The organism is Aeromicrobium sp. PE09-221, assembly GCF_002174305.1.
GTDB lineage: Bacteria > Actinomycetota > Actinomycetes > Propionibacteriales > Nocardioidaceae > Aeromicrobium.
The window spans coordinates 1-1,581 of sequence record NZ_MIJB01000065.1 but is presented as its reverse complement, the minus strand read 5'-3'; the positions used below and the strand labels follow the sequence as shown (position 1 = coordinate 1,581).

The following is a 1,581-nucleotide window of genomic DNA, read 5'->3' as shown; positions in this document are numbered from 1 at the left end:
TCCATGGTGTGGCCGGTGGTTGTGGTGATGGAGTGGCGATCAGGCTCCCTATGAGGTCACGCCCGCCCGGCCAGCACCATGGATGAAGCGACCGCCTCCTGGCGGACGACAGATCAACAGCCAGGACACCCAGACTTCGGGGTCAGTCGTCAGCAAGAGTCAGGCCGCCAGGAGACGATCGACAGTCTCACAGTCGCCCGCGGCGCCGACTCGGCCCATCGAACCGACCATGTCGTGCCGGCGCAGTTCCCGGGCCATGGCGCGGCTTCGAAACTGGCTGCCCCTGTCGGCATGCAAGATGCATCCGGCGACATCGCCGCGGCGGGCGACGGCGTTGCGGAGTGCGTCGACCGCGAGCTTCGAGGTCATCCGGTCGCTGATCGAGTACCCCACGATCCGGTTTGAGAAGACGTCTTTGATCGCGCAGCAGTAAAGCTTGCCTTCGGTCGTCGTGCGGTGCTCGGTGATGTCGGTGAGCCAGACCCGGTTCGGGGCATCGGCCCGGAAGACGCGTTGCACGTGGTCGTCGAACACGGGTGGGCCGGCCTTCTTGCCCTTCCCGCGCCGGCGGCGTTGCGCGGAGGAGAGGATCCCAGCCTGCGAGCACAGCTTCCACGCCGTCCGGCGACTCATCCGCCACCCTGCGCGGCGTGCTTCGTCAGCGAGGTATCGGTAACCGAACGTCGGGTCGTCCTCATGCGCGTCGTGGAGGGCGTTGATCCGATACGCGCGGAGGACGTCCGCGTCGCGGATCGGGTCATTGCGCCACCGGTAGTAGGGCTGTCTTGCGAGCTTCAGGACCCGGCACGACACCGTGACGGGGATCCCCGCCTCGGCGAGCTCGGCAACGAGCGGGTACGTCATTTTGGGGAGCCACCCAGTTTCAGGTTCGCCTGCGACAGATATGCCGCTGCCTTCCTGAGGACTTCGTTCTCCTGCTCGAGGAGACGGTTACGGCGGCGCAGCTCTCGCATCTCGGCGGCCTCGTCTGCCGTCTGACCGGGACGCTTGCCTTCCTCGACATCTGCTTGGCGGAGCCAGTTCTGCAGCGTCGCCTCGCTGACTCCGAAGTCAGTGGCGATCTGCTTGATGGTGACGCCGCTCTCACGGCGGCGGGCGACCGCGACGACGTCTTCGCGGAACTCTCTCGGATAGGGACCGGGCATGATGACATCCTTCCCGCCAGCGCCTCCCGGCACTAACGATCAGTTGTCACCGATCCGTTCCTCACGCCCAGTTCGCCCAGGATGCGGTCTTGTTCTCGTTTGAGGACGGGCAGCGGGATGGCGTCGGCGTAGTGGGCTTGCATGAGCCGGTCTTGTTCGTGTTCGAGCCGGTCTCGGTGAGTGGTGAGGCGTTCGAGTTCGTCGGTCTCGGCGGCCATGAGTCGGTCGAACTCGTGGTGGAGCATCCCGGAGAGGGCGCCCCGCTGGGCGGGGCTGATCTGTACGCGGGTGTAGTAGTCCTCGATCAGTTTCTTGAAGCGCCCCAGGTTTTTTGCCGCTCCTATGCGGGTTGCGGCTCTCGGTTGAGGGTCGCGTAGTGGGCTTGCTCGAACTCCACGGGTGGCACGTTACCGAG

3 protein-coding genes are annotated in these 1,581 nt (G+C 65.5%); all 3 read right to left on the bottom strand.

Annotated elements, in window-relative coordinates; genetic code table 11:
- Positions 1-159 precede the first annotated feature (159 nt).
- From BHE97_RS19270 to BHE97_RS19260, 3 genes are read right to left on the bottom strand one after another with little or no spacing between them, the layout of a single operon-like run.
- The gene (locus tag BHE97_RS19270) at positions 160-864 is read right to left on the bottom strand and encodes an IS3 family transposase (protein ID WP_087625649.1); all 705 of its coding nucleotides are present in this window, start codon (positions 862-864) and stop codon (positions 160-162) included.
- Positions 861-1,166: a transposase gene (locus tag BHE97_RS20520; protein WP_087625650.1), complete on the bottom strand. Its 306-nt coding sequence runs from the start codon at positions 1,164-1,166 to the stop codon at positions 861-863. The genes BHE97_RS19270 and BHE97_RS20520 overlap by 4 nt, the downstream gene beginning before the upstream one ends.
- A gap of 32 nt (positions 1,167-1,198) precedes the next feature.
- Entirely contained in the window at positions 1,199-1,411 is a 213-nt protein-coding gene (locus BHE97_RS19260; RefSeq protein WP_201791552.1) for a hypothetical protein, read from the bottom strand.
- Positions 1,412-1,581: the final 170 nt, after the last annotated feature.

What these genes read in the sequence shown, in the direction of transcription:
- BHE97_RS19270 (WP_087625649.1), bottom strand. Translation starts at nt 864, where the DNA reads ATGACGTACCCGCTCGTTGCCGAGCTCGCCGAGGCGGGGATCCCCGTC.
- BHE97_RS20520 (WP_087625650.1), bottom strand. Translation starts at nt 1,166, where the DNA reads ATGCCCGGTCCCTATCCGAGAGAGTTCCGCGAAGACGTCGTCGCGGTC.
- BHE97_RS19260 (WP_201791552.1), bottom strand. Translation starts at nt 1,411, where the DNA reads ATGCTCCACCACGAGTTCGACCGACTCATGGCCGCCGAGACCGACGAA.